A 26915-nucleotide genomic window follows, 5' to 3' on the forward strand; every position below is an offset into this window, starting at 1 on the left:
AAACAACCATATTTTAAGCCAATCTTAATCGTTACTTTCCCCCACTGCGGTGGCATTCTCCCTTTTTTTATTACTTTTTCTTAACTGATTCATTTAAAAAGTTCACACCATTGTTATATCTTCCGCAGTACCCTAAAATTTCACATTCTAATTCCGAGGTGTAAATTTTGAAAATTATTTCTCTAATATTACTATTCGCTTTGTCTCTTTTTGCTGATCCAATGACTAAAAAACAGCTTCATGTTTTACAAACAGTACGTGATGTAGCGAAGTCTATTCCGGATAAAAACGGTAAAACGTATGAAAATACTCTCAGTGCTATCTGTTTGACAGAAAGTGATGCCGGACAATATACAATCGGCGATTATAAAAATAAAAAATCATTCACCAAAGCTTCATTGGGTGCAATGCAAATTCAAGTTGCTACCGCACGCCATGTTTCACAGCATGTCAAAAAGCTTTCATGGCTCAATACGCTTAATGACACCCAACTCGCCGGGCGATTATTAGGTGATGTTAAACTATCAGCGCAAGTAGCTGCACATTACATCGTTTTGCTTCACAACCAACGTCTGGATCATTTTTATGCTGTCAGCGGATATAACGGTGGTACAACCAACTATACCTATTATAATCGTGTTATGAAAAATATGGACGTCGTCAATCACTTGATCTCAACAGGCAAGCTGTCATAATTTTTAAGCTATAATACTCTCAAATAAAAAGGGGGTTATATATGGATGATGAAAAATTAAAAGTCATTTTAGCGCTTTTAAGCGGAGTCATTTTTAGCTTGATATTTATCCTATTAGCCTTTATTCTTCCCCTTAATCCGCCGAAAATACCGCCAAAAACGATGGATTCAGAGCTAAAAAAACTTTCCAAAATGTATCAAGACAGCCAACTGAAACCGCCACCGGAACAACAACCTAAAACCGAAAAACCAAAAGAAGAATAAATCTTGAAAATAGCTGTTTCTGCCTGTTTATTGGGTGAAAAAATACGTTTTGACGGGGGTCATAAACATGATCGCTTTATTACCGATGAGCTCGGACAATATGCTGAATTCATCCCGTTTTGTCCCGAACATTTAGCATTCGGAACACCTCGCCCGTCAATACGTCTAATCCATAAAAACGATTCAATCCACGTTCAATCCAACAAAAACAATACCCGATTGACCGATCAACTCATTGCAGCAAGTCAAAATGAGCTTTCCAAAATTTCTAACGAAACCTTATGCGGTATTATTTTTAAATCAAAGTCTCCCAGCTGCGGACTAAAAAGTGCCAAATTCTATCTTGAAAACGGTTTTTGCGAAGGGAAAGAAGACGGTATTTTCGCTTCCATGTGCCGTGAACGCTATCCTCTGCTTCCAATGGAAGAGGAAGGTCGGCTCCAGGACCCGTGGCTCAAAGAAAATTTTATTATGCAGATCTTTGCTTATAGCGTATATGAGCAATTCAAACAATCCAATCCCTCAATCGGTGATCTGGTGCGATTTCATACGATCCATAAGTTTATGCTCCAAGCCAAAGACGAAAAACTCTACCGCGAGCTTGGAAACATCGTTGCCAATCGGGATAATATCTCTCTAGAGACTCGACTGGCGATGTATGAACTTGGATTTAAAACGGCCATTTCTCACAAAAGCACGATCAAAAAGACAAGAAACGTTTTAGAACACTTAGCCGGCTTTTTCAAAAATGAGCTTAGCAAAAGCGAAAAAACGATTTTACATACTCAAATCAGCGATTTTGCCGATAAAATCATCCCCTTGATTGTTCCCCTTTCTACGATTTCCCTCTATGCCCAAAAGTATGAAAATCACTATTTATTGGAACAAACGTTTCTCAATCCCTACCCTAAATCATTGGCTCTACGCTCACATTTAGACGCAGGAAAATAATCATGAGACGAATCTTATGGTTTCGTCGCGATCTTCGTACTGAGGATAATCCTCTCCTTTCATTGCAAGGAGAGGTTCTCCCCATTTTTATTTTCGATACGACAATCCTTTCGTCTCTAAAACCCGATGATAGACGTGTAACATTTATCTTTCAAACCCTCATCGCCATAAAAAAATCGTTACAGGACAAAGGGCTTAATCTGGCCCTTTTTTATGGAAAACCGGTGGATATATTTGATTATCTGCTGCGTGTCGAAAAGTTTGATGAAGTATGCGCCTCAAGAGATTACGATGCCTATGCCATCGAACGCGATCGAACCGTCTCTCATCGCATAATGTTTCATTATCTCCATGACAACTATATTTTTAGACATGATGAAGTACTTAAAGATAATGGAACGCCTTATCTGGTATTTACCCCGTTTTATAACCGTGCAAAAAGCCTTTTTCGTCCTGAACATATGCGAGAGTACAAACCATCTCATCAACAGCTTATTAGCTTTAATTTTGATATTATCCATGCTATAGACGGTACAACTCATAAAACGCTTCCTATTTCTCTCTCCTCGATCGAATTCGAGCAACAAGATCTCCCCGACATACTTTGTCAAAGTCCAATCGATAAGCTCAACCGATTCACCGATAAAATTTCGGACTACCATCATAATAGAGATTTTATGGCATTATCGGCTACCTCACACATCAGCAGCGATCTTCGATTCGGAAGACTTTCTGTGCGTGCATTATTACGGTGGCTCAGTGAACAGAAAAAACAGGGAATCGATACCGAGCCCTTTTTTAGAGAGTTGATCTTTAGAGAATTTTATGCGATGCTCTTGGCCCATTTTCCTCATCTAAGCACCACCAATTTTCGCTATCCCTTCAAAGGAATTGAAAATGAGAGCTACTTCAATGCTTTTTGTAATGCACAAACAGGTGTGCCGATTGTCGATGCCGGCATTCGAGAACTTTTACATACCGGAGAAATGCACAATCGCGTCCGCATGATCGTAGCCTCTTTTTTCACCAAAAATCTCCTTTTACCGTGGCAATGGGGAGAAGCATTTTTTGCAAAACACCTTAACGATTACGATGCGAGCTCCAATATCCTCTCATGGCAATGGAGTGCCGGAACCGGTGTCGATCCGCAACCCTATTTTCGGATTTTCAACCCCTATACCCAAGCCTCGAAATTTGATTCCAACGGAGATTATATTCGACGATGGATCCCGGAACTGAACTCTGTTCCAACAAAAACTTTGTATACCGAATCACTATTGTTTAGTTTAAACCTGTCTAGCTATCCATCACCTATTGTAAATCATAGAGAAAGTTCGCAAAAAGCACTCAATTACTACAAATCACTCTAAATCCTATTCTCGCATTTCACAAGTCGTTACTACATTGCCCATATACTTAAAATAGCCAATACTGAATGATCATTCATTTATTTTTTAACATAGAAAGAGGTAAAATTGCAACATACTCGTAATAATAAGGAATATAACCGTGTTCAATCTGGCTACTATCAGGGGAAAATTGATTGCCTTTATGGCATTTAGCTTCATTTCATTCGTAAGCTTTGGATTTTTGACATCCTTCAATAATAATGATGCAATTAAAACCGCCGAACGAATGGTTTTGTTAGGTGATATCCGTGCTCATACTAATGGAATGCTGATGGAAGTACGCGGATACCAACTTTTCTTTCAACAAAAAAACCTTGATGCCTATACGGATCGGGTAAACAAACTGGCTGAAGCACTTGATAAACTTGCCTCTATGACCCGTTCACAGGAGAATAAAGATCGTCTGCAAAAATTAAAATCGGATGTTTTGGCTTGGGAAGAGCTCAATAAACCCCGTATAGATATTGTCGGAAGATATAAAGAAGAGACAAAAACAGAAAGTTTCCAAACGACAAAAGAGGGACAAGAACTTGCTGAGATTAATAAAAAAGCGGGTGAGTTACATGAGCAATTAGTCAAAGATCAACGTGCCTTAGTCAAATCGATGGAAGAGAAAAATATTGCTACCCTCAACACCAATTCTGATATCCTTCTTGGGCTTATTGCTCTTAGTACCATCTTTTATATGGGAGTTTTTTATTTTATCATTCGCACTATTTCTAGTTCTATCCACCGTTTGGAAGAAACCATTAAAGTTGTAGCAGAAAACCGAGATTTTACCCAAAGCGCTAAAATAGATGGTAATGATGAACTTGCACAAATGAGCCGCAGTGTCAATGGACTTGTCAATACACTCCGTCAAGCGTTTCAAGGGATTCGTTCCGCCTCGGCAGAAAATCTCTCCGTATCTGCAGAACTCTCAGCAACCACCCTATCTATCGGGAAAGCGGCGGAAGAAGAAGCAAAAATTGTTACCCAAACAACGGTTGAATCGGATAAGATGAAAGAAGCCATGAAAGAATCTGCCGCTGAAGCACAATTAGTGCGTGAAAAAGCACTCACGGCTCATGGAAACTTGCAAGAAGCTCAATCAGCCCTTCACAATACGATTGAACAGCTCTCTATTACCGTTCAAATGGAAGGGGAGATAAATGATCGCCTTAACTCTCTTTCCCAAGAAGCATCTCAAGTGAAACAGGTTCTCACTGTCATAGCGGATATTGCTGATCAAACCAATCTTCTTGCTCTGAATGCCGCTATTGAAGCAGCACGTGCGGGAGAACACGGACGCGGTTTTGCCGTCGTTGCGGATGAAGTTCGCAAACTCGCAGAACGTACCCAAAAAAGTCTTGTTGAAACCAATGCTACGGTTAATGTTATTGTTCAATCCATCAATGATATTACGGATCAAATGAACCATAATACCCAACGCATCGAAACATTGGTTCAAGCCTCCGCTGAAGTCGATGAGCATACAGAAACAGCCGTTCATGCGTTAGCACAAACCGTTACAGCAATTGAAAAGCTCTCCAATGAAACACAAAACAATGCAGCGACAACCGAATCGATTATCCATAAAATCGGGAAAATCAACGAACTTTCTACCAGCAATGTACGTAGTGTTGAAGAGATCGCTGCAGCTGCAGAACATTTACATCAAATGACAGAACAGCTCACCGCTCAAATCGCTGTTTTCAGAACATAATCTCTCTTTTTCCCGCGAGGGAAAATCACCCTTTCATGAATAAATCAAATTTATGAAGATCACCGTTTCCTGCAAAACTCATACTTTCTGATTTTAGAACAATAATCTCTTCCGGATCCAAATCACGGAGGTGAATCATTTCTGTATCCACATCAATCTGATTATGGGACAAGATAACAAAATCATCCCCCTCAAAACGGAAAACCTTGGCATCTTTATAGTGTTCTTTGAGCTGATTGGCAACCCGTATAAGTATCTCATTACCCTTGTTCCACGACATTGTTTTATTGTATGTCGTAAAGTTATGAAGACGCAGAACTGTCAAAATCATTTTTGACGTAATTTGGTGCAGCATCAATTCCAAATACGATTCATTATACAATCCGGTAAGATTGTCGTTAAAGAAATAAGAAAATCTCTGTCTTTCCAGATCACTTTGCGGCATTTGGGTTGTTTGCGAAATCACTATATCGATCAAAGCATGATTTGCCGCTTCAACAATTGCAGGATGAAATTGCTTGCCGCTTTGTGCGTTCAGCTCTTTTATGGCATCTTGAACGCTCAAACGCCCTTTATAAATACGATTTGTCGTCATCGCATCAAAAGCATCCGCAACAATCAAAATATGCGATTCGATAGGAATTGCATCTCCTATGAACCCATAGGGGTACCCTCTTCCGTCGTAATGTTCATGATGAAATTTCATGATCTCGGCCAATTCAGCATACATTTTGACTTTGGAGAGCATTTTATACCCTGCAGTGACATGATTTTTAATCAATTCGTACTCAAGAGCATTCAAGCGTCCCGGTTTAAGCAAAATCGTATCCGGAGTGGCAATTTTCCCAATATCGTGCAAAATAGCCGCTTTTTCGATTTTATGAATCAATGCTTCATCGATTTGCATGTACTTAGCCAATAAGCGTGAATATTTGGCAACGCGAAGCGTATGTCCCGCGGTATAAGCATCCCGTTGCTCAATCATATCAACAAACGCAAGAATGGTCTCCTCGTAATTGGTAATCTGCTCTTTTTGGAGTCTTTCATTCATTTTGCGCTGTTTATATGCACTAAGTGCCATTGCTATGTCGTGAACTACAGTATCTAGAATATTGATCTCTTCCCCATCAAATCCCTCTTCACGATCGGTCCAAAAAGCGAGGATATCAAAACCTTTCTGCTCTTCATGCTCAATCATCGGAAAAGCAATAGCAGCACTCAAATCATAATCTTCCTGACGGTGATGCTCTCGAAATGGCAATACTACCGAACATGGTGTTTCCAAAGACCAATGACGATTAATGATTGTGTTATATATTGCAGTGTAATTACTGTTCTTTTCTAACTCTGCAAGCGAACAGTGTTCTTGGGTAAAAATTTCATAAATATCCCCAGAAATATAGCGCTGATGAAAAACTTCTCCATCATAATGTCCAAATAAAATAAGTTTGTAGTTCGGATGATGTTTGAGAGTTTCTAAGCTTGTTTCAATGATGGAACCCAAAGAATAGGTACTGATCAACGACTCATTTAACTCGGTAATCGTTTCCAAAAGTCGTTTGAGGTAATGTTCTCGGCTATACAATACATGTACTTCGTGTGTTCGCTGAATTACTTTTTGTTCTAAAGAACTGTTCAATTCCTCAATATGTTCTTTGTTTTTAAAAATCTTATGTATAAAATAAAGGAGCAATCCAAGCCCCAATACATAACCACCTATCACCATGATATAAGATATACGAAACTGATTTTGAATCGTTTCCAAACTCGCTTGATAATGTTTCAGAGGAAGTGTGATTTCGATACCTCCACGCATTTCCCCAACAGTAAAATTCGTATGGCACTCCACACATCGAGGCTTGGTGTAGAGGACTCCGACAAAATCAAATCGCTTGTTATCCTCTGAAAAACGGTGATACAATGTCTCTTTAGGATGATCTTTCAAATACATTAAGGCATCTTTAGCAAACCCTTGCGCACGGTTATGTTCATTTTTCGGCTTTAAACTGTAAATATTAAAATGGTAATCGTCATTATCGACCCCCTCTTTAAACACTCCTCCGAATTTATTATGCCAAATCTGTAACTCTTTGATGGTTCTGTAATGCGCGGTAGCTTCTTGCACTAAAAGTTCTTGTGTCTGAGCAATTTGCACTTTTTTAGCATTTTTCAGAATTCCAAGTATCATGATCAGACCAATCATACTGATAAAAATGGTAAAAAATATGACTATTTTTCGCTCTTTCGTTTTAAACATTTTCTACCTCTTTATACTTTTATTCCGCATGACAAATCCGATTTCTACCGCTATTTTTAGCTTCATAGAGGGCACTATCGATATATTTTATCGTCTCATGGATACCTTGATCTCTGAAAAGCTTCCCAATACCGATACTAATGGTGATCGACTGATCCAATCCGAAGGGATAATGTTCAACACTATAACGCAAATGTTCGGCAACGCTATCAGCTTTTCCCATCGGTGTATGCGGAAGAATAATGATAAATTCTTCACCTCCCCATCGCCCGATTACATCAGTTTGACGTAAATTTTCTTGTAAAATTTGTGCTATCTGCCGTAAAACATGATCCCCGCTTTGATGGCCATATTGATCATTGATCGATTTAAAATAATCGACATCAATAAGTATCACACTGCATTCATACGTTGGATACCGATCCACTTTACGCTGCTCTTCCAAAAGTTTTTCATCGGTTTTTTGGCGATTGTAGAGTCCTGTCAATTTATCGGTAATTGAAAGTTCCAAAAGTTTTATATTGTATCGTCTGAGGATAAAATAACGCCATGTAAACGCAACAATCCCCACCATAATTAGTGCAAAAACTTTCCAAACCAAGGTATTGTCTATCCATGCCACCTGCTCAATTGCAGAAACCCATTCATTATAGATTTTCTGCTTAGTAGCTTCATCCAGCTGTACGATAAGCTTTTGAAAGATATTGAATAAGTGCGGCTCATCATTGCGTACAGCCACTCTCAACTCATCTTTTTCTTCGAGGCGCGATGAGACTTTTAAACTTCCGGTATACCCTTTTTGTATATACGAAGTCGTAACGACAAGGTTATCAATGTATCCATAGAGATGGTTGTTTTCAACTTGTTTCAAGCCATCGCTAATCGAATCGACTTCAACAATCGTAATATTTGGATAACGTTTTTTGAGCCGACTAATAATCTCATATCCTCTGACAACCCCTATCTTTTTCCCATGCAACTGATCAATACTCTCGATAAATGGTTTGTCCATTGAGGTGACCAAAACATAGGGTAACTCCAAATACGCTGTCGTAAAATCCATATATTTTAGGCGCTCAGGTGTTTTTGAAGCCATCGATAAAATATCGCATGTTCTGTTTTTGGCCAGAATCAAAGAGTCATTCCATGATGATGTCGGAATCAGCTCAATCGGGGTTGCCAGTTTGCTTTCAAAGTTTTGCATAATGTCCGAAGCGATACCGATATGTTTTCCATCACGGATCGCTTCGAGCGGATACCACTCAGGATCGACACACATCGTTATTTTTTTCTTAGCGGAGAGGAAATCTTTTTCGGCTTCGCTCAATTGAAATTTATTTTTTGAGCTTTCAATCACATCGCGAAATAAAAATTGCCCCAACTTTTGGTCTTCTCGTATTGCACCTGTACGAAGTAATTGTTTATACAAACGGGTTGTTGTCTCACTATTTGTTTCACCGATGGCATAAAAATCGGTCATCATGAGTTTTTTGATAACCTTTGACTCATACGCAAGTGCTTCATACGATTTTTTGACATGATATTTTTGAATCAGAATATCGATGATTTCTCCTGAATGCTCTTTTGCATATTTCCATCCAAGGTTTGTCGCTTCAATGAATTTTTGAGTACGTTCAGGATGCTTTATTGCCTCTTGTTGCGATGTAAAAAGATTTCCGGCATTCATGACAAAACCATACTCAACCGGATCAATAATTTCATACGGAAATCGCATTTGATCGAGTAAATATAATTGATTCGAACGGTATGCGCTCATCGCATCGACTTTGCCGTTCACCAATGGATCAATACTGAATGTTTGATCTACAAAACGGGAATTTTGAGAAGAAATGTCAAAATGAGAGAGCAAGAGAGAAAGGGTACTGTGTTTAAGCTCGTTTTTTGTCCCCATAATGGTTTTCCCTACCAAATCAGCGGGGCTATCGATCCCTTTTCGGGTAACGAGTACTAAAGGAGAGTGCTGCAAATAGGTTGCCATCACCACAATCGGTTTGATTTTTCCATTATCCACTACAATACTGCTGTTATAAACACCATAATTGGCTTTAGCGTTTAAAACTTCGGATACAACATCAGAGTTTTGTGTATATTCTCTTAATTCTACATCCAAACCTGCATTGCGGTAGAAGCCCTTTTCTTTAGCAGCTATATATCCAGCATATTCGAATTGATATTTCCAATCCAATTGAACGGAAACTTTTTCTAATGCAGCTGCGCCAAGAAAAGAGGTTATTAGGGTTAAAAACAAAAAAAACTTTAAAAACATACATCACTAACTTTATAAGATTGTGATATATTCTACAGCGTATAAGATAAAATATTTCCTTATTTTAAAAAAAATAATTAATGTTGTCGATTATTATTTTTACGATGCGATTCGGATCGAGGTCGGCTGCTTTTCTGAACCGGTTTGTTTCCCCCGTTTCCTCCACTACGATTGGCTCCACCACGACCTCTTTGAATCGGTTCCGGTTTGATCGACAGGTCCGGTTCATACCCTTCGATAATACGGCTATCGAGCTTTTTGTTGATCAATTTTTCAATCCCTTTTAGGTATTCGGCCTCATCAACACATACCAAAGAGAGAGCTTCTCCCTCACATCCGGCACGCCCAGTACGACCGATACGGTGTACGTAATCTTCAGCAATATTGGGAAGCTCAAAATTCACGACATGCGGCAATGCGTCGATATCGATACCGCGCGCCGCAATATCGGTTGCGACCAAAACACGTACAGAACTTTTTTTAAAATCATCAAGCGCTTTCATTCGGGCACTTTGGCTTTTATTTCCGTGAATCGCTGCCGCTGTGATTCCGATTTTTTGAAAATACTCGCTCAGTTTATTCGCTCCATGTTTGGTGCGGGTAAAAACAAGAACCTGTTCCCACTTATTTTTGTTGATCAATTCACCCAACAAAGCACTTTTCCGCTTGCAATCAACCAAAATGACACTTTGTTTCACCAATTCACTGGAAGTATTTCGGCGTGCTACTTCAACTTCGGCAGGATTTCGAAGCAAGGTATTTGCGAGGGTTTTGATATCGTCCGAATAGGTAGCCGAAAACATCAAGTTTTGACGTACTTTCGGCAAAATATTGATCACCCGACGAATATCGCGTATAAATCCCATATCAAGCATCCGATCGGCTTCATCCAAAACAAATATTTCAACACTGCTAAGATCAATCGTCCCCTGCCCCACATGGTCCAATAATCGTCCCGGAGTAGCAACCAAAATATCAACACCGGCTTTTAATGTCGTAATTTGAGGATTTATACCAACACCCCCGAAAATTACGGCACTTTTTAGAGGAAGATGTTTTCCGTAAATTTTTACACTCTCCCCCACTTGTGCCGCTAACTCACGCGTTGGAGTCAAAATAAGCGCTCTGATTTTACGGTGTGTTTTTGCATTTTTTTTGTGACTCAAAATATGCAATAAAGGGAGAGTAAAACCGGCTGTTTTACCGGTTCCGGTTTGTGCACCGGCGAGCATGTCACGTCCTTCCAAAATAAAAGGGATCGCTTGGGCTTGAACCGGTGTTGGGCTTGTATAGCCTTGATCTTTGATTGCTTTTAGCAATAACTCATTGAGGTTTAAATCGGAAAATGTCATAAAAGGAGATCCTTTGGTGGTTTAGCCCAACCAAAGTCTCAACTGTGGACGGTTTTAGGCAAGAGGAAACATAAAATAGAAAGTGCAGTTAAAGGCAAGTTCACGCTCACACCAACCGTAGGCATGAATCAATCTCACCATTGTAGCGTACTAACTAAAAATTTGATTGATGATAATTGATTACACAATTACGCCCGTTTTTCTTGGCACGGTATAACGCTTCATCAGAACGTTTCATAACCTCTTTGTAATCATCCTCTTGTAAATCAAACATTGCGATCCCGAAACTGCAGGTCTTTCGATCGACAATATGAAATGAATGAGCTTCGATGGTATCTCTTATTTTCTCTGCCACAATAGCGGCTTCCGCATCCGTTGTATGAGGACAAATGATTAAAAATTCTTCACCACCCCATCGTCCCAATATATCGGTTTCTCGAATATTAGCCGATAACGTCTTAGCAATCTCGATCAAAACACTATCTCCGATGTCATGTCCAAAGGTATCGTTGACCTCTTTGAAATGGTCAATATCCAACATAATGACCGTAAACGTATATCCGTAACGTTTGGAGCGTTTTATCTCTGCTCTAAAACTATTTTCCATAAACATACGATTATGCAATTGCGTCAACTGATCCGTTACGGAGAGCTCTTCAACCCGTTTTTTATTCGTTATGTTATGGCTAATAGCCGTATACCCTGTGCGATTTCCAAAATCATCCACGATCGGATAGATCATCGTATCAAGCCAATAGTACAACCCGTGTTTGCTTCTATTTTTTAGCTCTCCATGCCATGTATCGCCATGAGTGATGGTATCCCAGAGTTTTACGAACAAAGGAGGTTTCATATCGGGATGGCGAACGATACGGTGATTTTTCCCAATCAAATACTCTTTTTTATACCCTGAAATTTTGCAAAAGGCTTCTGAGACTTCGGTGATTTTTCCCTCTAAATCTGTACTGGACATAATAATATTTTTATCGATCAATGCCATTTGATTTTCAACCGTTTTTGCGTACTGCTGACTTTTTTCGAGGGCACGATTCAGTGCATTTTTTAAATTATAGATTTGCAGCGTATTTTTAATACGGGCAATCAACTCCTCTTTTTGAAAAGGTTTCGTAACAAAATCGACCGCTCCGAGTCCAAATCCCTGAACGATACTCTCATTATCATGTTTTGCCGTCAAAAATATAATCGGTATTTGGAGAGTTTCAGGAGCCTCTTTAAGCTGTTTGGCAACTTCAAAGCCATTCATACCAGGCATAACGATATCAAGTAAAATCAGATCAGGTTTGGGGTCCAATGAGACGATTTGCAAAACTTTTTCACCATTGGTAGCTACCAGAAGATCATATTCCGGACTTAAAATCTCAGCAACGATAGAGATATTTAAACGCTCGTCATCGACGATTAATATTTTGGGTCTGCTATTGTATTTCATGGTAAACCTATCATATTTTTTAGAAGTGGCAAGGCTTCATCGTATTCATACGCATACAAATACTCGATTGTCCGTTCGCGTACGTCATCATCCACACAATATTTCAACATTTTGTTGAGTAATTCTACTCTTGCGGGAGCTATTATTTTTGATTGAACCAAATCGTCGATAAGCTCTCTTATATACGTTTCTAACGCTTCTCTCGTATAGACTTCACTTTGAATTATTTCATCGTCTTCGCTGTAAAAATTCCGAATATTCTGAACCATTTCAACCGATGCTATAACGAGTTTATGGGTAATATCTTTGATCTGATCCGGATCATTGGATACTTCAAGCGCACTTGCCAATGGATAAATTTCTTTCATCGAGAGATTACCGCTGATTCCTTTAAGCGTATGAACCAGATTTTTAAATGTTTCATCCCCAATTTTTAAAGAGTCTATTTTGGATTCTATATTTTCATATTCACTGCAAAAATAGAGCATATAGCGCTTTATCTTTTCGGTGTCATTTCCGATACGGTCTATCAATTCTGCCATATCGATCCCCTCGATCTCACCTTCAAATTGACTCTTGGTAATTGGGTTTTCTACCGTTTTTGTTGGTAAACTATCCGTTTTAGGAGAAATCCATTGCACCAGCGCTTTGAACAACTCATTTTTATTGATCGGTTTGCTCAAATGGGCATTCATACCCACTTCTGAGGTAAGTTCTCTGTCTTTTTGCATCACAGCGGCACTCAAGGCTATAATCGGAGTATCAATATTATTGGCAAGCTTTCGTATCACTCGTGTCGCTTCAAATCCATCCAATAGAGGCATTTGTATATCCATCAAAATCAAACTGTAATCCTTTGATGAAGCATATTCAACAGCTTTTTGCCCATTCTCAGCGATCTCTACAACCATCCCCAATTCCTCTAATAACTCAACAACGACAAGCTGATTAATTTTATTATCTTCCGCCAATAAAATTCGGGAACCTTTGATAGCATTGAGCTTCTGAGGATCAACCGCAATTTCTTCGCTTTGCATTGCAGGTGTAAATGATTTCATTTTTCCAAATTCAGTAGTAAAGAAAAATCGGCTCCCTCGGTTCGGCTCACTTTCAACCCATATATCGCCGCCCATCATAGTGACCAACTGTTTGGATATCGCCAAACCTAACCCCGTTCCCCCAAATTGTCGTGTAATGGAGGTATCAGCTTGTGAAAATTCCTGAAATATTTTCATTTTGGCTTTTTCATTCATCCCTATGCCGGTATCTTCTATACAAAATTGCAAATAGACATTATTCTCATCTTCACTGGTCATCATGACATGGATAAAAATTGATCCTGTTTCTGTAAATTTGATTGCATTCCCCACAAGATTTGTCAATATTTGGGTCAATCGCAACGCATCCCCGATCATAATACTCTCTAATAAACTAACATCGAGCCGCAGTGTCAACCCTTTTTGTACGGCTTGAAATTCAAAAAGACTCATGATATTGTTCAAAACACTTTTGACGTCAAAAGGTTTGTTTTCCAAAACAAATTTGCCGGCTTCAATTTTCGAATAATCCAAAATATCGTTGATCACATCAAGTAATGCATGGGAGGATATATTCGATTTTTCGAGAAAATCCCGCTGTTTCGCTTCTAACTCTGTTTTCAATACCAATTCAGTGAGACCGATAATCCCATTGAGCGGTGTTCGTATTTCATGAGACATATTGGCCAAAAAGTCCGACTTGGCTTTTGCGGCGGCTTCTGCTTCCTCTTTTGCTTTTTCAAGGGCCAATTGATGCTCTTTTTGCTCGGTTATGTCGATCCCTATCGTAGTGACATACTGCATTTGCCCATTTTCATCGTTCACCAAGGCATTGGACCATTCAAACATCCTCTCAACACCCTCTTTGGAGATCCAGGCATTTTGAAAGCTTTCCGTGATATTTCCATCACGTGCATTGCTAATAATGCCCGTAACTTTGTCTTGCATATGCGGTTGCAAAAAACGTGACCAAAAATAGGGTTCTGAAGCAATCTTTTCTTGGGTATAGCCGCAAAAACGCTCTCCATAGGGATTGATATTAATCATCACCCCATCACGATCAATGACGGCAATAATCGCATTGGCACTTTCAATAAACGTCCGATTGATATTTTTTGCAAATCTCAATTTGTCTTCCAGTTCTTTGCGTTGCAAAATATCTTCTTGTAGCGTCTCAACCATCTCATGTAACTTTGCATTACGCTCTTCGATCTTCTGCTGCATGAGCGCGAACGTATCGGAGAGTATCGAAATCTCATCACCGCGAATAATGTTATCTTCAACCGTTGAATCATCCCCATTGGCAATCTGTTTTGCGTACTGCGTCAATTGATTCAGGGTATTGGTCAAGCGCTGACCGATAAAATACGCAAAAAAGGAACTAATCGTGATTTCAATCATGATCAACAAAAAAGTGAGTTTTCTATTATCCTCAACGATTTTTAAACTCTCTGTCAATTCAAATAAAATCTTTGCATACCCGATCTCTTCACCTTTGATGACAATCGGAACATTTTTTAGTCTAAACGTCCTCTCATCTTTCATCACATCATGAGAAAAGATCGTAAAATCATCAATATCCAATGTCGGATCTATACTGGCACGACTGACAAGACGTCCATCTTTGTCAAATACTTTGACTGCGGCAATATTTTTGAGCTGAACAAAACTTTTAGATTGATCGTCCAAAGTCGCTAAATCAAATACGATAAGGGGAGTTTTTACCATCTCGGTGAACAGTGTCGTTCCGGTCTCGATTTTCTCTTCGATAAGAGAATGGGATAATTTAGAAAGTGATGTAAAATTAAAAAAGACGATCAGTGAGATAAAAATAACTTCAATCGTTAAAAAAGAGAGAATAAAACGATAACGAAACGACAAACGGATTCCTTACTCTTTTATTGAAGGAAAAGCCGCTGCAATATCACGGACTCCATCATACTCGCTATCTTCGGTTGCTATAAGGTGCTTCATGCTCAAAGCTACCAGCAACGATTCCGGAGCAGCCAAAATCGCATTGGTCATTTTCTCTTTCAATGCTGATGAAAGTGCCGGATTGGCTGCAAAGGGATGACTTGGATACCCTTTGGTTTTATAAATGATCGAGAGAGCTTCTTTGGTTTCAATATCATCCAGACTTTTAAACGTTCGCTCGATGCCGCCGCCGACATCTCCGACACCTCGAGCGACCCCTTTATAAACCGAATCATGTGAATTGACATAACGGTAATTTTTGTCTTTATTAATATCAATCCCGTATTTTTTTAGCAACTCATATTTCGTCAGCAACGTCGCCGCAAAAGCATCAGGTGCAGGAAACAAAAATATTTTCCCTTTGAGCATAGAAGGGTCGGTAAGACCACTGTTTTTGGGGGTGACTAAAATACCGACCGTATTTTTTTCATCACGAACGATTGCACTATACCCTTGACGCTTATGTGCTACAACATAATGGTAGGGATTCATATAAGCGAAATCATACCCGCCGCTATAAAGCACTTTTTCAAATTCGGGAATAGAACGCTCAACTCTAAGGACGATTTTTTCACCCGTTGCTTTCTCAAGATACGAAATGATCGGTTGCCAATCTTTGATCAACTCCATAGGAGATTGTTGAGGAACGATCCCGAAGGTCAAAACCTTTGCATTCAGTGATCCGATAAAAAAAATAGTAATAAATAAAATCATAAAAAAACGCATTATGTTTCCTTATAAATAACCTTAATAATCATTATAGCACGACATATGCGTATGTCAACTAATAAAAATGAATTTGTGTTATGATTTTCACTATGATACAGTTATCTCCCGAAGCACGGCTCACTATTATTCTCCCGAACACCAATAAAGCCCTCTCGGAGGTGATCAAAAATGCTACCCCAGAGCAACTCGAAACGCTCAAAGAGGGAAAAGATATCAAATCGCTTCTCACCTCGGCATTTCAAGATAAAACGACCGCTTCCAAATCCGATCAAACGTTGCTTGACCTGCTCAAAAATTCTTCTTCTTTTAAAAATATAGGAAATTTCAGCGATTCACTTCAATCGCTTCTCAAAGAGATGAAAACTTCTCCGGAGATGGCTCCAAAAGTACCCGTTTTAGAGAATTTTTTGAAAAACATGATCTCTCTCGACCCTCAAAATCTCAAAAAGCAGATCGCTTCGAGCGGTGTGTTTATGGAATCTAAATTTGCCACTGCACTCAACAAAGTACCCGATCTGATTCAAAATCTCGAAACGCTCAAATCACTCCTCACGAAAATACCGACGAATGATGCCAAAGCTCTGCAAAACACTATCACCTCGTTGCTCACAAGCTCCATACTGCCATCCGCAAGCACGAATCCGCAAAGCGCACTCCAACTCACCGAGGGGGTCAAAAAAATTACCGAAATCCTCCAATCATTGATCACAAAAACTGATTCTCTGTATTCTAAAGAAGTGGCAGCACTAGCCATAAAACTCGATCAATCTTCTACTCTTTCGGAGATCAAAAACACGTTATCGGAACTGTATGGAACGCTTCTCTCAAGCAAAGCACCCGATGCGAATTCGCTTCTTGATTCGATCGAAAAACTGCTTAAAACGCTAACTTCTACATCAACAAATGAACTTTCTACTTTTAGCGATGAACTCAAAAGTGCGATTGAGAGCAACAGCACCAAAGAGATAATAACAATCAAAACAAAATTAAGTGAATTCACAAATCCCAAAGAACTGCACACAGAGACTTTTATCAAAGAGGCAATGGAGAGTGATCTCAAATCCCATCTCCTCTCTTTGCACGAAGAGTTAAGTCAATCAACTGATCCAAGTGGACCCAAACTTCTGGAACAGGCTGATAAACTCCTCACTCAAATTGACTATCATCAACTTCTTTCCCATTTAAGTTCATCCAACTCGATCTATTTTCCGTTTGTATGGGATCAGCTAGAGGGAGGATCTTTAGCGTTCAAAAAGGGCAAAGAGAAAAAATTTTATTGTGAAATCAATCTCAAACTCAAAGAGTACGGAGAACTCGATCTCATGATGGGATTGTATGATGAAACACAATTGGAGATCCAAGCCCATACTGAGAAAAGTGCTCTAAAAGCTCTGATTCAAGACAACATTGCCAATCTTCGATCTTTGCTTATTCAAGCGGGACTAACTCCACGATCTATTCGTGTTTTTGAGAGAAGCGAAGCCCATACACCGCTTCAAGAAAGCTATCACCCATCGGAAGGCTCAGATATGGGATTTGAGGTAAAAGTATGAAAAAAGCGGTCGCACTCGGATTTGATATTGAAAAAGACCGTGCTCCGCGTGTTGTAGCCAAAGGAAAAGGTGCAAGTGCGGAAAATATCATCAAAATCGCCCAACTCCACAATCTCCCTATCAAAGAAGATGAAGATCTGGTAGAGCTCCTCAGCAAAGTAGAGCTAGATCGGGAAGTGCCCGAAAAACTCTACGTTGCGGTCGCCGAAGTGTTTAGTTTCATTTACAAAATTACGAAGAAATAAATCTCTATTGTGAAAACTTGATCCCCATGTTGTAGGTTGAAAACGGTATCGCACGATCAGGCTCAATCATAAAATTACACTCGCGTTTAATATTCGTCGCATCAAAGTTATAGATATCCGAAAACTCCATGATAACAATGCGATAGACATTTTCATACCCCATGTCCGAGGGGGCTAAAAATGATGGCCAACAGCAAAAGAGCTTTTGTTTGATCTTGTCTTTGAGTATCCCCTCTCCCATCGCCGTATCGAGGCTCACCGTCTCGATAATCGTTTTGACAAATGCTCTATCTTGCTCAAACGCTACTGTTCCGACATGCGATGTGACGATCTCTTTGGGTATTTTTCCCGTGACGGGAAACAACTCGGCATATCCATCTTTCATCTGTTTCGCCGCATAGCCAACCCCTATTTTATGCGGATCGCACGGTAGAGGGATCATATCCTCTCCGGTGAACGGATTGCGCGCATCGTCGATGATACGGGAACGTATCTCCGAGAGGGTAATACGAAAATCATCGGCTGCATCAATCCGTCCCGCTTCCTGAACGGGTTGAAAGACCACACCGCGTACACATCGATAGCGACGTGAAAAATCAATAATATCAGGGATTTCGTGATCGTTGACCCCTTTTTTGATGACACACACCAATGTTGTCGAAATACTATATTTTTCAAGCAACTCCAACGCTTTGAGACGGATGGAGCGCATATCTCTGGCCCGAATATCGCGAAGTGCTGCCTCTTGCAACGAATCAAACTGCAAATAGACTTCAAACCCGCCGCCGAGCGATTTGAGTTCTTTGACAAACGCTTCCTCTTCGGAAATACGAATACCATTGGTGTTGAGCATCAAATGGCGAACGGGAGATTTCTTGAGAGTACGTAAAATCTCCATAATCTGCGGATGAGTTGTCGGCTCTCCCCCCGTCACCTGTATCAAATCAGGCTGGCTCTCGACTCTCAGCAGTGTGGCGAGCATCTGCTCGATCTGCTCCATAGAACGATGATTTCCCGCCCCAGGATAAGAGGAGAAATAGCAGATATTGCATTTCATATTGCACTCATCGGTGATGTTGAAAAGAGCGAGACACGGATGATTCTGATGCTGAGGACACACACCGCAATCGAACGGACAGCCGCGTAGTACCTGAGTATTCGATGTTTCGGGAAGATCGGGCGCTTTGAGGTAGCTATCACACGTTTTGAAATACTCATAGTCATCCGAGATTTTCACCATCGATTCACCGCATTTCGGACAAAATTTGCGTAAAAACACCTCATTGTCTTTCGCAACGATATGGGTATCGATAAGTTTGGTCAAATTGCTGCATTGATGGCAAAAACTCTGCGTAGCATTGAGATATAAATCGTAGGTTTTAGAGTAGTGAGCCATAAAATCAATGCCCGCTTGTTGCAATGACAACAGGGATAAAAATAGCCATTCCAACGACAAACATCACGCCATCTGCCGCTACTGCGATCGGTGTTCCCAAAATTTTTACCACTACCGGAGATCCCTCTTTTTTAACCTCATTTACGGTTATGTAAATCTCTTTTGAAAGCTGTTGAGCCTTCTCATTGACATAACGGTCTGAAAAATAGCGTTTGCCCTTGAGCGAGATAGGGATGGTATACACTTTTGTTTTTGGGTTCAACGATACATGATTATCATTAATCCACTCTTGCAGTTCTTGATCGATAGTTTTCGAATCAATTGTTACACTAAAGCGTGCATTGAGCGTATCATTTTCAGCTTGGAAACGGGCACCTTGCGATACGTTGAATGTTATAGAAGCGTTTTCTCTATGCTTTAAGAGATAACCGAATTGAGGATTGGCATCAAAAATGTAGTGATATTTTTTTCCTAAAAAAATGGTCTCATCATTTTTTGCATTTAATAAAAAAGCATCAATCGTTTCACTATAAGGCGTATACGTTACCTTATCTTCCCACAACTGACTTGTCATGCACCCCATTGACATAAAACTCACCATCGCAATCACCAATGTGACCCAAAATGTTTTTTTCATTCCCGTGTACTTTCTGATTTGAGATAGATAAGCGCATACATCATCAGTATGAGGCACAGTATTTGAAACAAAGTAAGACCGAAGAGGACTTTTTCATACGGTTTTAAAAACTCCCATACAAAGCGCTGTAGAGAATAATACCCTATAAATTGATAAAAAATAGTGTGTTCGAATGTTTTTTTACGGTAATAAAACATCCATACGGAATAGAGAAAAAACAACCCCAGTGCGACACTCTCATAGAGCTGTACGGGGTGTCTAAAAATGCCGTCTCCAAAATCGTGTCCGAGAATACTCGACGTCTCTATCCCATATGTATAATCGTCAATCCCTGATAGATAACATCCGATGCGACCGATAGCGATCCCAATAGCCAATGAAGGTACAAAATAGGCTCCCGTTGAGCCTTTGATATTTGCAGCTTTTTTGAAGAGTTCTGCGGCAATCACTCCCCCGAATAGAGAACCTAAGACCGATTTTCCGATCACTAGTGCACCGGTGGAGAGATAGGCATTCCATGTCCCGAAAGTAAATCCACCGAATACAAATCCAAAAAGCAATGAGGTGTAATAGCCGTATCGAAGAGTCTCATTTTCGATGTGCTGTGACTCAGAACGAATCCATTTCCATGAGATTAACAGTGCAACTGCATACGAGAGAAGATCAAAAAAAAGATGAATTTTCATCAAAAATTAATGAGTTGAAAAAGTGGTATTGGCACATTGCGCAAAAAGGATAAACGTCGAAAGCCATACGACAGCGTTGAGGATCATATAGGCTTTTAGCTTTTCATTTTTTTGCAATAATCCTTGTATTTTTCTGAGCGTATAGACGTATATTCCACCGGAAATTGCCACAGGTATGAATAACAAAGAATCGCCCATCATCCCCATCAGGAGCATCCCTCCCCCTGTACCGAATAAAGCCAATGATCCGATAATATAGGAGAGAACTAAAACCCCTTCTATTATTTTTTGCATGGATCCCCCTTTGGAGAGTTTTATACGATTGGCGCCCGATCTATCAGAGAAAGCGGTTCGTTAATATCAAATATTTTGGCATTGATCGGCGAAATACCAAAACTGTTCAAACGCTCCGTATGCATTTGCAAGTAGGCCATTGCTGATGCTTCATCCTCAAAAAGATAAATCCCTCCAGCTTCTTTGGTGGCAGCATTTTCAGTCCATATTTTCCAGATCAACCCTTTTTCTTGTGCAATGCTCTCCGCTAGCGGAGCAAATGCTTCACTCATCGCTTCACCAAAAGGACCGTCCATTATAAAATCGATTTGTAACAGTTTTTTCATTTTATTCCTTTATTATTCATCGTTTAATTATCACTGAACCGACGACGAATATCAAAAAATTCATCAGCATTGTCAATCATGATATCGACCAATGAAGGGTCAAATTGTACCCCTTTTTGCTCATGGAAATACTCTAATATTTGTTCCCTATTCCATGCTTTTTTATAGACACGTTCCGTTCCCAATGCATCAAATACATCGGCAATCGATGTAATGCGGCCGTAAATATGGATCTCTTCTCCCGCCAATGATCGTGGATACCCCGTTCCATCCCATTTTTCATGATGTTCATGCGCAACGATAGCAGCCGCTTGGATCAAAGGACGTTTTGAATTTTTCAAAATTTCCCATCCGATATGCGCATGATTTTTCATGATTTCATACTCTTCTTCAGTCAGTTTTCCGGCTTTATGCAAAATAGCATCCGGTATACCTACTTTGCCCACATCGTGCAACGGTGCGATGCTCCATATCTCTTCTTGTTCTGTGGCACTCAACCCTTTATATTTAGCCAGCAACTTCGCATATTCGGCTACACGGCGAACGTGCATTGCCGTCTCTTTGGAACGGCTTTCAACCGCAAAGCCCAAAATCAACAGCAATTCTTGTTGTGTCTCTTGTACCTCTTGCGTCAATGATACAATCGGGGTAATGTCTTGTCGAATACTGATATATTCAATGACGTTTCCATGTGCATCATAAATTGGAGAGATAAAGGAGCTAACAACGTACATATCCCCATTTTTTTTACGATTTTTTACAATCCCATTCCACATTTTATGATGGGTGATCGTCCCCCAAAGATCTTTGAAAACATCGCTTTGTACATCAGGATGACGTACAATATTATGAGGTTGCCCGATCAGCTCTTCGCGTGTATATCCGCTAATTTCACAGAATTTGTCATTTACATAGGTTATTTTTCCGAATAGATTTGTCTTGGAAACGATAGAACTGGCATCAACAATATCTTTATATTGCCGAAGAAGTTCTTTGTTTTCACTCAAATCCGCTTGAAGCGCTTTTTGACTCATTGCTAGTTTTAATTGCGTTTTGACGCGAGACTGAAGTTCCCGTCCTAAAAACGGTTTGGTAATATAATCGCTGGCACCGGCATCAAATGCTTCAATGATCGTGTTTTCATCCGTTTTTGCCGTTAGAAAAATAATCGGTATCTCATGGAGACGAGCGTCCGTTTTCATTTCTTGACACACTTCCAAACCGCTCATATCAGGCATCATCATATCCAGAAGTACCAAACTCACATCATTGTCTCGCAACCTCTCCAGTGCTTGAATCCCACCTGTAGCATACAAGATATGGATATTCTCTAACTCTTTTAGGACATTAGAAGCAACCTGAATATTGCGGGGTTCATCATCGGCAATCAAAACTATCATTTTGTTTTCCATAGATTCCTCCATGCTTCAATGAGTGTTGCAAAATTTCTTAACTGTGTCTCAACCTGATCGATTTCAAATCCCTCTGCTCCTATCCGCAATCGCTCACCCCACTCGATCAGCGGTGCGAATTGATAATTTTTTCCATTATCTATTACTGCCACGGCGAACGATCCGATCGCCATCATATCCCCTTGTTTTAAAAGCTCTTGGGACTCGCTCAAAAGTTCATCGAACAATTTTCCTAAAACCTCTACCGTTGCATCGTCGATGATTGTTTCGGTAGATATTTTCGGGGCAGGTGTTACTGAGCTAAAAGGCAAATGTTTTTTCAATGTTGCAATGAGGATAGAGCGGTTTAACGGTTTTTCTAACACACCGTTAAACTGTTGTTCAAGCTTATGCAAATCATGTTTCATAACCGAAGCAGTCACAGCAATGAGAGGAAGATCAGACATATTCAAATCGTTTCGGATAGCATGAAGTGCTTCGAAGCCATTCATAACAGGCATACGAATATCCATCAAAACCAAATCAATTCCTCCTTTGGCAACTTCATCCACAGCAATTTTTCCATTCTCTGCTTCGATAAAGGTAAATGGGTATCCTTTGAGGGTTTCAATCATTAAGAAGCGGTTTTCTTTGATATCATCAACAACCAATATCGTGGCAGGTTCAAAAAGGGTATTCTCTTCTACCAACAGATCTTCAGAGACAAAAATAGGCTGACTGACCTCAATATTGTCGATCATCAGAGTAAATGTAGAGCCTTTTTCAGGGATACTCTCAACGCTCAATTCTCCACCCATTAAATGGGCTAATTTACGACATATTGCCAGACCCAGACCCGTTCCTCCGTATTGACGGGTATCTTGTCCCTCTTGTTGAATAAACGACTCAAAAATTTTAGCTTGATCTTTGAGCGGAATGCCTATCCCTGTATCTTTTACAATACACACAAGAGTGATATCCCCGCTATCATGAATAGATCCTTGTTCAATCTTTATGCTTACTTGCCCGTTTTGAGTGAATTTTAATGCGTTTGAAATCAAATTAAATAAAATTTGACGGATGTGTATTTCATCTATTATCACATAATTCGGAACGTCTTTGGCTATTTCTGAAACCAAAACAATCCCTTTTTTGTTGGCTATTTGGGTAAACATCGATGTGATGTCTCGGATAAATACATCAAGAGATACAGGATGATATTCCAGTTTCATATGCCCTGCTTCAATTTTTGAGAGATCCAAAATATCATTGATCAGCAGCAGCAAATTTTTTCCGCCATTTTTTATCGCTTCCAAATAGCCTCGATGTTTAGGATTCTCCACCTCATTTTCCAAGAGATCCGAAAACCCGATTACGGCATTAAGCGGTGTACGGATTTCATGAGACATATTGGCCAAAAATTCCGATTTTAGCCGATTTGCCGACTCTGCTTCAATTTTTGCATGTTCGAGTTGAGACGTCAATACTTTTTGTTCATCCAACGCACTAACTATCTGTGCGGTACGCTGTTGTACCATATCATCGAGACGTTCATTAATAGTGATCAATTCTTCATTGGAACTGCTCGTCTCTTTTTGCAAATTGATCATTGTCACAAATTGACGGCGGAGATTTCGTATGATGAAGTAGAGCACTATCGTCTCTGCCGCGACCATAACCCCATGCAAAATAACATACTCAATTCCACACCCATAACTAAAAATCATAATCGGATCACCAAAAAATATATAGTGAGAAAACTGAAGGTAGTTAAACAAAAAATGGTGTGCTACAACGGCGAATGCTGCTGTAAGCAAGGGAAGGATATCTTTATACACCGTCAATATGGCCAAACCGATAAATACATGAAAATGCATCTCGATACGCCCGAGATGCTGCTGAATGTACAATGCACTGAAAATAACAATCGCCAATGCGGCAATCATTCGAAAGTAAATGGTCCCCTTCAAATATCGATAGCCGATGAATACATTCAGCATGACTGCACTACCAATAAAAAGCCCCAGTCCAAACGTCCCGTAATACAATGACGTAATGAAAATCCCTATCAGTGCATGTCCGATCAATATCCAAAGCATATAACGATCAGCGTTTAAAAAATCCTCATTTAATGCGGCATTCATATCGTTTATTTTCGCAAGTTGTTTCATTACTGAACCTTTTGTAAATCAATCATAATTTGCTTGATAGGATAAGGGTGTGTGGCATAAATATTTTTTAAAACATATCCCGAAGGTCTCTTTACGAACATAAACAAACTTGAGGTATGCCCCATTTCATTCTCTCTGCCCGTAATCGCGAGATTGTAGGCTCGAGAGAGCTCCTCAATCTGTTGTTGTGTTGCATAAACTCCCTGAAATTCCTCATTAAAAGCTTTTGCGAAGATATCAGGCCCATCGCTGGACTGGGTGGGATCCAAATTGACAAAATACAATTTTAATCTTGGTTCAACATCCTTCAAATTTCGATATGCACTCGAAATTTCTTCCAATGATGGGGTACAAATTTTTGCACACCCGACGTATCCGAAATAGACAAAAACGATATGAGAATTTTCATTTTGCAAAAAGAAAGGGGAAATCGTATTATTTTCAAACGCCGTTCCTCGGGAGTTTCCTGAGAAAAACGTCCCTAAAAAAGGAAACACAAAGAGAAGTGAAAGCATAAAAGTAATCAAAGAAATACCAACGATCTGCTTTTTCACCATACATTCCTCTTCAAATCAAAAAATTCACACATATTCAAATCTTTCTATTTTATACCATAAAACATATAGGGTTATGCTAAGATGATATTTCAGTCATTTTGACACTCCATTCACTCAGGGAAAAAGGATGAAACGTATTTTACTCACCGGAGCTAATGGGTACATCGGTCGACGGCTCAAGCATGTTTTGATGCAACAAGAAGATATCGAGCTTCGTCTTATGGTTCGGAACATTGGAAGTTTATCTCCGCAAGCCATTGAAAATACTCATGTGGTCAGCGGTGATGTACTTCGTCCAGAGACACTTGATAATGCACTCAAAGATATCGATGTAGCCTATTATTTGATTCATGGCCTTACCCATGGAAATTTTCGAGAGCTCGATCGCCAAAGTGCACAGAATTTTGTCGATGCATGTGCACGTCAAAATGTCAAAACGATAATTTATTTGGGTGGGTTAGGAGATAAAAAAACCGGTAGCGAACATCTGCTCAGTCGGATTGAAACAGGTGAAATCCTCAGTTCCAATCCCAATGTCCAATGCATCTGGTTTAGAGCGGGAATTATTATCGGGTCAGGAAGTGCCAGTTTTGAAATCATCCGTAACTTGGTGCAAAAGCTGCCTATCATGATCACCCCAAAATGTGTCTCTACACCAGTTACTGTCATAGGGGTAGATGACATTATCACCTATCTCACTTCGGCTCTCCACATTACGAACCACTCAAATCTCATGATTGATTTAGGTGAAGAGACCATGAGTTACGGAGACCTGATACTTCGCGTTGCAAAAACAATGGGATTGAATCGGCATATCATTCCGATCAATGTCCTAACTCCCCATTTTTCGTCTTATTGGCTCACACTCTTTACCCCTGTACCCTATAATGTTGCCCGTTCATTGATCGAAGGGCTTCATAGCGAAGTAACCGTTACCAATAATCTACGTCATGAGTATTTCACGATTAAACCCAAATCATTGGAAGAGACTGTCAAACGCTCTATCAGCGAAATTGAATCCAACCAGGTTCTCAGCAGGTGGAGCGACAGCGGCTCTGGAGCCTGGGAAATCGATCATACTCACGATATTGCCGATGCACTTTTTATCGATCGGAGGATGATTGATTTAAAAGATATCCCTCCTCAAAATGTTTATCGAAGCTTTTGTTCTATCGGAGGAGATAACGGCTGGTTTGGATACGACTGGCTTTGGAATATACGGGGATTTATCGATAAATTGTTCAAAGGAGCAGGGATCAACCGCGGACGGAGAGATCCTTCGAATCTTCGGATCGGAGATAGCGTTGATTTCTGGAAAGTAGTCGATTTAGTCGAAAATGAGCGGCTTTTACTGTTCGCACAAATGAAATTACCGGGGAAAGCGTGGCTAGAGTTTAAAATCCACGAAGGAAAATTGATCCAAAGTGCCTATTTCTATCCTTATGGGATTATGGGACGTCTTTACTGGTACAGTCTCGTCCCTTTGCATTATCTCATTTTTACGAAGATGGCAAATGCCATCCTCAAACGCTCAATGCCGCTAGAATAAA

The 26915-nt window shown here is 39.9% G+C and carries 22 protein-coding genes; 8 read left to right on the forward strand and 14 right to left on the reverse strand.

Going from position 1 to position 26915, the window contains the following annotated elements:
* Positions 1 to 167 precede the first annotated feature (167 nt).
* The 5 genes from CJD30_RS06445 (at position 168) to CJD30_RS06465 (ending at position 5023) form a co-directional block, all read left to right on the forward strand.
* A complete protein-coding gene (locus tag CJD30_RS06445) occupies positions 168 to 695 on the forward strand; it encodes a transglycosylase SLT domain-containing protein (protein WP_294917552.1) in 528 nt (175 codons plus the stop codon).
* Positions 696 to 736: 41 nt separating this feature from the next.
* On the forward strand, positions 737 to 958 hold the full coding sequence (locus CJD30_RS06450) for a hypothetical protein (protein ID WP_294917554.1): 222 nt from the start codon (positions 737 to 739) through the stop codon (positions 956 to 958).
* A 3-nt stretch (positions 959 to 961) separates the two neighbouring features.
* Positions 962 to 1909 (forward strand): DUF523 and DUF1722 domain-containing protein, encoded by a 948-nt coding sequence (locus CJD30_RS06455; protein ID WP_294917556.1) that lies wholly within the window; start codon positions 962 to 964, stop codon positions 1907 to 1909.
* A gap of 2 nt (positions 1910 to 1911) precedes the next feature.
* A complete protein-coding gene (locus CJD30_RS06460) occupies positions 1912 to 3279 on the forward strand; it encodes a deoxyribodipyrimidine photo-lyase (RefSeq protein WP_294917558.1) in 1368 nt (455 codons plus the stop codon).
* A 139-nt stretch (positions 3280 to 3418) separates the two neighbouring features.
* Positions 3419 to 5023 carry a methyl-accepting chemotaxis protein gene (locus CJD30_RS06465; protein ID WP_294917560.1) on the forward strand — a complete coding sequence of 535 codons (1605 nt, stop codon included), beginning with the start codon at positions 3419 to 3421 and terminating at the stop codon, positions 5021 to 5023.
* 25 nt (positions 5024 to 5048) lie between these two features.
* On the opposite strand, the gene CJD30_RS06470 is transcribed toward CJD30_RS06465, so the two are convergent.
* The 6 genes from CJD30_RS06470 to CJD30_RS06495 all read right to left on the reverse strand — a co-directional run bounded on the left by CJD30_RS06470 (position 5049) and on the right by CJD30_RS06495 (position 16106).
* A complete protein-coding gene (locus CJD30_RS06470; protein ID WP_294917563.1) occupies positions 5049 to 7280 on the reverse strand; it encodes an HD domain-containing phosphohydrolase in 2232 nt (743 codons plus the stop codon).
* A gap of 19 nt (positions 7281 to 7299) precedes the next feature.
* Positions 7300 to 9567 (reverse strand): diguanylate cyclase, encoded by a 2268-nt coding sequence (locus CJD30_RS06475; protein WP_294917565.1) that lies wholly within the window; start codon positions 9565 to 9567, stop codon positions 7300 to 7302.
* 77 nt (positions 9568 to 9644) lie between these two features.
* Positions 9645 to 10919, reverse strand: a complete 1275-nt coding sequence (locus CJD30_RS06480; RefSeq protein ID WP_294917566.1) for a DEAD/DEAH box helicase — start codon at positions 10917 to 10919, stop codon at positions 9645 to 9647.
* A gap of 154 nt (positions 10920 to 11073) precedes the next feature.
* Entirely contained in the window at positions 11074 to 12369 is a 1296-nt protein-coding gene (locus CJD30_RS06485; protein WP_294917570.1) for a diguanylate cyclase, read from the reverse strand.
* A complete protein-coding gene (locus tag CJD30_RS06490) occupies positions 12366 to 15287 on the reverse strand; it encodes an ATP-binding protein (RefSeq protein WP_294917572.1) in 2922 nt (973 codons plus the stop codon). Before CJD30_RS06490 ends, CJD30_RS06485 begins: the two co-directional genes overlap by 4 nt.
* A gap of 9 nt (positions 15288 to 15296) precedes the next feature.
* Positions 15297 to 16106: a phosphate/phosphite/phosphonate ABC transporter substrate-binding protein gene (locus CJD30_RS06495; protein WP_294917574.1), complete on the reverse strand. Its 810-nt coding sequence runs from the start codon at positions 16104 to 16106 to the stop codon at positions 15297 to 15299.
* A 92-nt stretch (positions 16107 to 16198) separates the two neighbouring features.
* Between CJD30_RS06495 and CJD30_RS06500 the strand changes: the two genes are divergently transcribed.
* Together CJD30_RS06500 and CJD30_RS06505 are read left to right on the forward strand one after the other, a co-directional pair.
* Entirely contained in the window at positions 16199 to 17662 is a 1464-nt protein-coding gene (locus CJD30_RS06500; protein ID WP_294917577.1) for a flagellar hook-length control protein FliK, read from the forward strand.
* Positions 17659 to 17907 (forward strand): EscU/YscU/HrcU family type III secretion system export apparatus switch protein, encoded by a 249-nt coding sequence (locus CJD30_RS06505; RefSeq protein ID WP_294917580.1) that lies wholly within the window; start codon positions 17659 to 17661, stop codon positions 17905 to 17907. Before CJD30_RS06500 ends, CJD30_RS06505 begins: the two co-directional genes overlap by 4 nt.
* Positions 17908 to 17911: 4 nt before the next feature.
* Here CJD30_RS06505 and CJD30_RS06510 read toward each other — a convergent pair whose 3' ends face one another.
* The 8 genes from CJD30_RS06510 to CJD30_RS06545 are packed head-to-tail and all read right to left on the reverse strand — an operon-like array spanning position 17912 to position 25362.
* A complete protein-coding gene (locus CJD30_RS06510) occupies positions 17912 to 19363 on the reverse strand; it encodes a radical SAM protein (RefSeq protein WP_294917583.1) in 1452 nt (483 codons plus the stop codon).
* Positions 19308 to 19940 carry a hypothetical protein gene (locus tag CJD30_RS06515; RefSeq protein WP_294917585.1) on the reverse strand — a complete coding sequence of 211 codons (633 nt, stop codon included), beginning with the start codon at positions 19938 to 19940 and terminating at the stop codon, positions 19308 to 19310. The genes CJD30_RS06510 and CJD30_RS06515 overlap by 56 nt, the downstream gene beginning before the upstream one ends.
* On the reverse strand, positions 19937 to 20626 hold the full coding sequence (locus CJD30_RS06520) for a prolipoprotein diacylglyceryl transferase family protein (RefSeq protein WP_294917586.1): 690 nt from the start codon (positions 20624 to 20626) through the stop codon (positions 19937 to 19939). The genes CJD30_RS06515 and CJD30_RS06520 overlap by 4 nt, the downstream gene beginning before the upstream one ends.
* 6 nt (positions 20627 to 20632) lie before the next feature.
* A complete protein-coding gene (locus CJD30_RS06525) occupies positions 20633 to 20920 on the reverse strand; it encodes a hypothetical protein (protein WP_294917588.1) in 288 nt (95 codons plus the stop codon).
* 20 nt (positions 20921 to 20940) lie between these two features.
* Entirely contained in the window at positions 20941 to 21246 is a 306-nt protein-coding gene (locus CJD30_RS06530; protein WP_294917591.1) for a monooxygenase, read from the reverse strand.
* Between the two features lie 23 nt (positions 21247 to 21269).
* The gene (locus CJD30_RS06535) at positions 21270 to 22658 is read right to left on the reverse strand and encodes an HD domain-containing phosphohydrolase (protein WP_294917593.1); all 1389 of its coding nucleotides are present in this window, start codon (positions 22656 to 22658) and stop codon (positions 21270 to 21272) included.
* Entirely contained in the window at positions 22643 to 24808 is a 2166-nt protein-coding gene (locus CJD30_RS06540; RefSeq protein WP_294917595.1) for an ATP-binding protein, read from the reverse strand. Before CJD30_RS06540 ends, CJD30_RS06535 begins: the two co-directional genes overlap by 16 nt.
* Entirely contained in the window at positions 24808 to 25362 is a 555-nt protein-coding gene (locus CJD30_RS06545) for an SCO family protein (RefSeq protein ID WP_294917597.1), read from the reverse strand. Before CJD30_RS06545 ends, CJD30_RS06540 begins: the two co-directional genes overlap by 1 nt.
* A gap of 130 nt (positions 25363 to 25492) precedes the next feature.
* Between CJD30_RS06545 and CJD30_RS06550 the strand changes: the two genes are divergently transcribed.
* The gene (locus tag CJD30_RS06550; protein ID WP_294917599.1) at positions 25493 to 26914 is read left to right on the forward strand and encodes an SDR family oxidoreductase; all 1422 of its coding nucleotides are present in this window, start codon (positions 25493 to 25495) and stop codon (positions 26912 to 26914) included.
* Position 26915: the final 1 nt, after the last annotated feature.

Origin of the sequence: Sulfuricurvum sp. PD_MW2 (genome assembly GCF_002633015.1) — a bacterium.
Taxonomy (GTDB): domain Bacteria; phylum Campylobacterota; class Campylobacteria; order Campylobacterales; family Sulfurimonadaceae; genus Sulfuricurvum.